Source organism: Amycolatopsis sp. NPDC051371 (genome assembly GCF_040682155.1).
Classification (GTDB): domain Bacteria; phylum Actinomycetota; class Actinomycetes; order Mycobacteriales; family Pseudonocardiaceae; genus Amycolatopsis.
On the sequence record NZ_JBFBAG010000075.1, the window covers coordinates 24,417 to 31,545 of the forward strand.

At 69.7% G+C, this 7,129-nt stretch carries 5 protein-coding genes; 2 read left to right on the top strand and 3 right to left on the bottom strand.

The window, feature by feature from the left end:
* From AB0M59_RS50160 to pdhA, 3 genes are read right to left on the bottom strand one after another with little or no spacing between them, the layout of a single operon-like run.
* Entirely contained in the window at nucleotides 1–1,185 is a 1,185-nt protein-coding gene (locus tag AB0M59_RS50160) for a dihydrolipoamide acetyltransferase family protein (protein ID WP_364630391.1), read from the bottom strand.
* Complete coding sequence (locus tag AB0M59_RS50165) at nucleotides 1,178–2,173, bottom strand: alpha-ketoacid dehydrogenase subunit beta (protein ID WP_364630393.1); 996 nt, start codon at nucleotides 2,171–2,173, stop codon at nucleotides 1,178–1,180. The genes AB0M59_RS50160 and AB0M59_RS50165 overlap by 8 nt, the downstream gene beginning before the upstream one ends.
* On the bottom strand, nucleotides 2,173–3,243 hold the full coding sequence (gene pdhA / locus AB0M59_RS50170; protein WP_364630396.1) for a pyruvate dehydrogenase (acetyl-transferring) E1 component subunit alpha: 1,071 nt from the start codon (nucleotides 3,241–3,243) through the stop codon (nucleotides 2,173–2,175). The genes AB0M59_RS50165 and pdhA overlap by 1 nt, the downstream gene beginning before the upstream one ends.
* 149 nt (nucleotides 3,244–3,392) lie before the next feature.
* Between pdhA and AB0M59_RS50175 the strand changes: the two genes are divergently transcribed.
* Nucleotides 3,393–3,854, top strand: a complete 462-nt coding sequence (locus tag AB0M59_RS50175; protein ID WP_364630435.1) for an Lrp/AsnC family transcriptional regulator — start codon at nucleotides 3,393–3,395, stop codon at nucleotides 3,852–3,854.
* Nucleotides 3,855–4,408: 554 nt separating this feature from the next.
* Nucleotides 4,409–7,000 (top strand): exo 1,3/1,4-beta-D-glucan glucohydrolase, encoded by a 2,592-nt coding sequence (locus tag AB0M59_RS50180; protein ID WP_364630438.1) that lies wholly within the window; start codon nucleotides 4,409–4,411, stop codon nucleotides 6,998–7,000.
* Nucleotides 7,001–7,129 lie beyond the last annotated feature (129 nt).

Here is a 7,129-nt window from a genome sequence, read left to right on the forward strand (position 1 = left end):
TTACAGGTCGCCCAGGGCCGTGACCGGCGCTTCGACGCAGTCCGCGACGAACCGCAGGAACCCGCCCGCCGTGCCGCCGTCGCAGACGCGGTGGTCGAACGCCAGGGTCAGCTCGCAGACCTTCCGCACCGCCAGGGCACCGTCGACCACCCACGGCCGGTCGATGATCCGGCCGATGCCGAGGATCGCGGCCTCGGGGTGGTTGATGATCGCGGCCGAGCCGTCGACGCCGAAGACGCCGTAGTTGTTGACCGTGAACGTGCCGCCGGTGAGGTCCGCGGGCGCGAGCTTGCCGTCGCGCGCGGTGCGGGCGCGGGCGCCGATCGCGGCCGAAAGGCCCCGCGTCGACAGCTCCCCCGCGTCCCGCACGACCGGCACGACCAGCCCGCGATCGGTCTGCGCGGCGAACCCGAGGTGGATCTCGTCGAGCACGACGATCTCGTCGCCCTCGACGCGCGAGTTCAGTTCGGGGAACTTGCGAAGCCCCGCGACGGCGAACCGCGCGATCAGCCCGAGCAGGCTGACCGGCCGGTCCGTCTTGGCGTTCAAAGCCGCCCGGGCCGCGACCAGCTCGGTCGCGTCGACGTCCACCCAGACCGTGGCTTCGGGGATCTCCCGCCGGGACGTCGTGAGCTTGTCGGCGACGGCCTTGCGGATCCCGGTCAGCGGGATCCGGCGTCCGCCCGCGGCCTGAGGCTTCTTCAGCAGCGCCTCGACGTCGGCGCGGCGGATGATGCCGTCCGGGCCGGTGGCGGTCACCTTCGCGAGGTCGATCCCGTTGTCCGAAGCCAGCTTCCGGACGAACGGCGAGATCACGCCGGGCGCCTTGGCCTTCACCGGCGCGGCGGGAGCTTCGACGCGACGGACGCGCTTGCGCCGGGTCGTGGGCGCGGTGCCGTACCCGATGAGGACGTTGCCGCTGCCGGAAGACGTCGTGACGCCCGGCTCGGCGAACCCGCCGACGGACAGCAGGGGCGCGCCGACCGGCAGCAGCTGCCCCGGCTCGCCGTGCAGCGCGGACACCACGCCGGCGAACGGCACCGGCACCTCGACCGCGGCCTTCGCCGTCTCGACCTCGACGACGATCTGGTCGACCTTCACCGTGTCGCCGATGCCGACGTGCCAGTTGAGGATGGCCGCCTCGGTCAGGCCCTCGCCGAGGTCCGGCAGCAGGAAGTCAGGCACCGGCCACCACCGGGGTGTCGGCCCACTGCAGGCGCGCGATCGTGTCGAGGATCCGGTCGACGTCGGGCAGCATGTGGCGCTCGAGCTTCGGCGCCGGGTACGGGATGTCGAGCCCGGTCACGCGCAGCACCGGCGCGTGCAGCTGGTGGAAGCACTGCTCGGTGACGCGCGCGACGACCTCGGCGCCGTAGCCGCCGAAGCCGGCGGCTTCGTGGACCACCACGGCCCGCCCGGTGCGGCGCACGGAAGCCGTCACGGTCTCGTCGTCGAACGGCGACAGCGAGCGCAGGTCGACGACCTCGACGTCCCAGCCCTCGGCCGTCGCGGCTTCGGCGGTCTCCATCGCGGTGGCGACCATCGGCCCGTAGGCGATGAGCGTGACGTCCTTGCCTTCCCGGCGGACGACGGCCTTGTCCATGGCGGGGCCGTTCCGGGTGAAGCTCACCTCTTCGCCGGACCAGTAGCGGGCCTTGGGCTCGAGGAAGACGACCGGGTCCGGCGACTCGATGGCGTCACGGAGCAGGTCGTAGGCGTCCTGCGCGGTGCCCGGCGTGACGACGCGCAGGCCCGGCGTGTGCGTGTAGTACACCTCGCTGGAGTCGCAGTGGTGCTCGACCCCGCCGATGCCGCCGGCGTAGGGGATGCGGATCACCATGGGCAGCGAGAGCGCGCCGCGCGTGCGGTTGCGCAGCTTCGCCACGTGCGAGGTGATCTGCTCGAACGCGGGGTAGGCGAAGGCGTCGAACTGCATCTCGACGACCGGGCGGAAGCCGCCCATCGCCATCCCGACGGCGAACCCGACGATGCCGGACTCCGCCAGCGGCGTGTCGAAGCAGCGGTCCTCGCCGAAGTCGGCGGTGATGCCGTCGGTGACCCGGAAGACGCCGCCGAGGGTGCCGACGTCCTCGCCGAACACGAGCACGCGGTCGTCGTCCTTGAGCGCGTCCCGCAGGGCCGCGTTGAGCGCCTGCGCCATCGTGGTCGTCATCAGGCCTCCAGTTCGGCCGCGACCATCGCCCGCTGGCGCTGCAGCTGGCGGGTCGGCTCGGCGTAGACGTGGTCGAACAGCGACATCGGGTCCAGCTCGGCGTCGGCGTTCAGGGTGTCGCGGACGGTCTGGGCGAACTCTTCGGCTTCTTCTCGGTACTGCATGATTTCGTCCTGGGTGAGGACGTCGCCGAGGTAGGTCTCGAGCCGCTTGAGCGGGTCCGCTTCGCGCCACTTCGCGACTTCGTCCGCGTCGCGGTAGCGGGTGGCGTCGTCGGCGTTGGTGTGGGCGTCGATGCGGTAGGTGTGGGCCTCGACGAGGACCGGGCCCTTGCCTTCGCGGGCGTGCTTCACGGCGTCGTCGAGGACAGCGAGGACCGCGACGGCGTCGTTGCCGTCGACCTGCTCCGAGCGCATGCCGTAGCCGATCCCCTTGTACGCCAGCGCGGGCGCGGCGCTCTGCTTCTCGAAGGGGACGGAGATGGCGTAGCGGTTGTTCTGCACGAAGAACACGACGGGCGCCTTGAAGACGGCGGCGAAGTTGAGCGCCTCGTGGAAGTCGCCTTCGCTGGTGGCGCCGTCCCCGATGAGGGCGAGCGCGACGGCGTCTTCGCCGCGTCGCTGCATGGCGTGCGCGAGACCGGCGGCGTGCAGAGTCTGCGTCGCGAGCGGAGTGCACTGGGGCGCTACGCGCGTCTCGGTGGGGTTGTAGCCGCAGTGCGCGTCGCCGCGAAGCAGCGTCAGGACTTCGCCGGGCTTCAGGCCGCGCGCGACGAGGGCGACCGAGTCTCGGTAGGTGGGGAAGAGCCAGTCGTGGTCCTGGAGCGCGAGCGCGGCGGCGACCTGGCAGGCCTCCTGGCCGGCGCTGGAGGGGTAGACGGCGAGGCGGCCCTGCTTGGTGAGGGCGGTCGCCTGGACGTCGAACCGGCGGCCCAGGACCATCAGCCGGTAGGCGGCTTTCAGGCGGTCTTTCGTGGGCTCGGCGTAGCCGCCGTCCTGATCGGCGCGCGTCCCGTCCTCGGCGACGAACCGCACCGGCGACGCGGACGGCAGGAGGGTCTCCACGGCCATGGCGCACACCACCTCTCGCAGACATATGATGCTCGAATGGTGGTTCTCGGCGGTCTTCTGTTCAAGGCTTCGGCGAAATGAGCGACAAACAGTCTCGTTCTGGGTCCTCCGGTGACCAATCGTCTTTCTCGACCTCGGCTGTCGGGGCCCTGCCGGGACGAACGGTCCCGGCCCTGGACGAGGTCGACCGGGCGATGCTGGCGGAGCTGTCTTCGGACGGTCGCCTGGCGGTCCGGGCGCTGGCCGAGAAGCTGCACATCTCGCGCACGAACGCGTACGCGCGGTTGGAGCGCCTGATGGCGGAGGGCGTGATCACGGGCTTCGGCGCGCGCATCGATCCGCGGCGGGCGGGCCTGGGCACGTCGGCGTACATCATGGTGACGGTGGAGCAGACGTCGTGGCGCACGATGGCGACGGACCTGCACGAGATCCCGTACGTCGACCACGTGGCTTTGGTGGGCGGCGACTTCGACATCCTGCTGCTGGTCCGGACGCCGGACAACACGACGTTGCGCGACGTGGTCCTGGAGCGGCTGCAGGCTTTGGAGGGGGTCCGGTCGACGCGGACGTGGCTGATCTTCGAGGAGCTACCAGGCTCAGTCCTGAGCTGACCCCGCCAATCGCGCGTGATGCCCCTCCAGTCACGCGAGATGCCCGCCTGATCACGCGAGATGCCCGTCCGATCACGAGTTCCGGCCCCAATCACGCGAGTTCCGGCCCCGATCACGCGAGTTCCGGCTTCGATCACGCAGCCCGGGCCACCTCGCGCGACGGGAAGGGGTTGGCTCGCGTGCCCAGAGGGTCGACTCGCGTGATCAGGGAGTCGACTCGCGTGATCGAAGGGTTGCCTCGGCCCCGTACCTCGCCGAACGGGCAACCGAGGATCACCCGCACGGACGCATCCTCGCGACCGCCGGGCAGAACCCGTGCCCCGCAGTGCCCTTGACGTTCACCGGCCCGAGGACTAGGCGTGGCCACCCTCCGGGCGACTCTTATTTTATGTCGAGAATTAACTTGCGCCCCAACCACCCCAAACTATTGACGGCGTCCCCTCCACCCGGTGAGGATCGGCCGGTCCGCCGCCGTTCACCGCAGAATGGACCAGACCATGGCCAGAAGATCACGCGCGTGGTCCCGTGCGCGCCGAAGTTCGCTCGTCACGTTGATGAGCCTGAGCCTGCTCGGAGGGGTCGCCACCGCGACGCCGGCCCAAGCAGACGCACCGGCCCAGCCCGTCATCGGCCAGCCCGCCAAGGACAAGAACGGCTGCGCCAAGATCGAGAACAGCCTGCCCACCCTGGCGGACTGGCCGAAGGTCGACAGCCGGCTCAAGGGCAAGGCCGGCGACGAGGCGCGCATCGCCCAGATCCTCGCGGGCATGACCCTCGAGGAGAAGGTCGGGCAGATGACGCAGCCCGAGATCACCTCGATCACCCCCGACGAGGTCCGCCAGTACTCCATCGGCACCGTCCTCAACGGCGGCGGCGCGTGGCCCGGCGGCAACAAGCACGCCACCCAGCAGGACTGGCTGAACCTCGCCGACGCCTACTGGAACGCCTCCAAGACCAGCCGCACGAAGATCCCCGTCATCTGGGGCATCGACGCCGTGCACGGCAACAACAACGTCTACGGCGCGACCGTGTTCCCCCACAACATCGGTCTCGGCGCGGCGCACGACCCGTGCCTGGTCCGCGACGTCGCCGGCGCCACCGCCCGGCAGGTCCGCGCCACCGGCCAGGACTGGGCCTTCTCCCCGACGCTGGCCGTCGTCCAGGACGACCGCTGGGGCCGCACCTACGAAGGCTTCTCCGAGGACCCGCGGATCACCCGCTCCTACGGCTACGAGGACATCAACGGCCTCCAGGACGGCGCCACCAGCCGCATCGGCTACAACGGCGTCATCGCCACCGCCAAGCACTTCATCGGGGACGGCGGCACGATCAAGGGCCAGGACCAGGGCGTCAACCCGTCGTCCGAAGCCGACATGATCAACATCCACGGCCAGGGCTACTACGGCGCGCTCGCCGCCGGCTCCCAGACCGTGATGGTGTCGTTCAACAGCTGGACCAACCCGGACCTCGGCATCAACGAGGGCAAGCTGACCGGCAGCGACAAGGCCATGAACCAGATCCTCAAGGGCAAGATCGGCTTCGACGGCCTGGTCGTGTCCGACTGGAACGCCATCGGCCAGGTCCCCGGCTGCACCAACTCGTCGTGCCCGCAGGCGATCAACGCCGGCATCGACGTCGTGATGGTGCCCGCCGACTGGAAGGCGTTCATCACCAACACGATCGCCCAGGTCAACAGCGGTCAGATCCCGATGTCGCGGATCGACGACGCGGTCACCCGCATCCTGCGCGTCAAGATCCGTGACGGTCTCTTCGAGTCGCAGAAGCCGTCCGACCGCTCCTACGCCAACTCCGACGAGGCGCTGAAGGACAACTGGCTGGCCCGCGACGCGGCCCGCGAGTCGCAGACGCTGCTGAAGAACAACGGCAACGTGCTGCCGCTCAAGCCGAAGTCGAAGGTCCTGGTGGTCGGCAAGAGCGCCGACAACATCTCCAACCAGACCGGCGGCTGGACGCTGAGCTGGCAGGGCACCGGCAACACCAACGCCGACTTCCCGAACGCCACCTCGATCCTGACCGGGATCAAGCAGGACCTCGGCGACGCGAACGTCACCTTCGACGCCACCGGCAGCGTGGACCCCAAGGGCTACGACGCCGTCATCGCCGTCATCGGTGAGACGCCGTACGCCGAGGGCGTCGGCGACCTGACCCGCAAGACCCTCGAGGCGTCGAAGCTCTACCCCGAGGACCTGGCCGTGCTGGACAAGGTCAGCGGCAAGGGCACCCCGGTCGTCACCGTCTACGTCGGCGGCCGCCCGCTGTACATGAACAAGGAGATCAACCGCTCCGACGCGTTCGTGGCGGCCTGGCTGCCCGGCACCGAAGGCGGCGGCGTCGCCGACATGCTGGTCAAGGGCAAGGACGGCACCGGCTACCAGGGCACGCTGTCGTACTCGTGGCCGAAGAGCGCGTGCCAGACGCCGCTCAACCCGTGGTCCCCGGACTACGACCCGCTGTTCAAGCTGGGTTACGGCCTGAAGTCGGGCCAGCGCGTCACGATCGGCCAGCTGGACGAGACCCCCGGCCCGGCGACCTGCGGGTCCACCGGCGGCGGCGGGACGGCGACCGAGGACCTGTCGATCTTCGACCGGACCGACGTCGCGCCGTACACCAGCCAGATCGGCTCGGCTTCGAACTGGGGCGGCACCGTGATCGGCCCGGACGGCACGGCCGACCACCCCGAGATCAACACGGTCCCGACGGACGTCAACGTGCAGGGCGACGGCCTGAAGGCGACCTGGACGGGTACCGGCGCGGCTCAGCTCTACATGCAGAACACGGCGGGCACGAACGACCTGCGCAGCTATCTCAACGCGGACGGGGCGCTGGAGTTCGACACGACCGTGCAGCAGGCACCGGTCAACCGGACGGTGATCAGCATGCACTGCGTCTACCCGTGCTTCTCGGAGGTGAACGCGACGAAGCTGTTCACCGACCTGGCGGGCGGCGCGAAGACGACGGTCAAGATCCCGTTGTCCTGCTTCAACAACGGGCTCGACTTCGAGCACATCAACACGCCGTTCCTGGTCTACACCGACGCCGCGTTCCAGGCGTCGTTCGCGAACGTGCGCTGGGTGCCCAACGGGGCGAAAGATCCTGATGCGAGACCTTGTTCGAGTTTGACCTAGCGCCAAGGGGTCGTGAGTGCGTAACAGTGTTCTAACACTGTTCCCGCGCCCAGCTCGGACTCCCACGACGGCTCGCCCTCGCGGGCCACGCGCCACAGCAGCGCGTCCAGCGGGTGACGCTTGCCGGCG

Bases quoted from the DNA above. Each gene is read 5' to 3' on its own strand.
- AB0M59_RS50165 (WP_364630393.1), bottom strand. From the start codon at position 2,173: ATGACGACCACGATGGCGCAGGCGCTCAACGCGGCCCTGCGGGACGCG.
- pdhA (WP_364630396.1), bottom strand. From the start codon at position 3,243: ATGGCCGTGGAGACCCTCCTGCCGTCCGCGTCGCCGGTGCGGTTCGTC.
- AB0M59_RS50180 (WP_364630438.1), top strand. From the start codon at position 4,409: ATGAGCCTGAGCCTGCTCGGAGGGGTCGCCACCGCGACGCCGGCCCAA.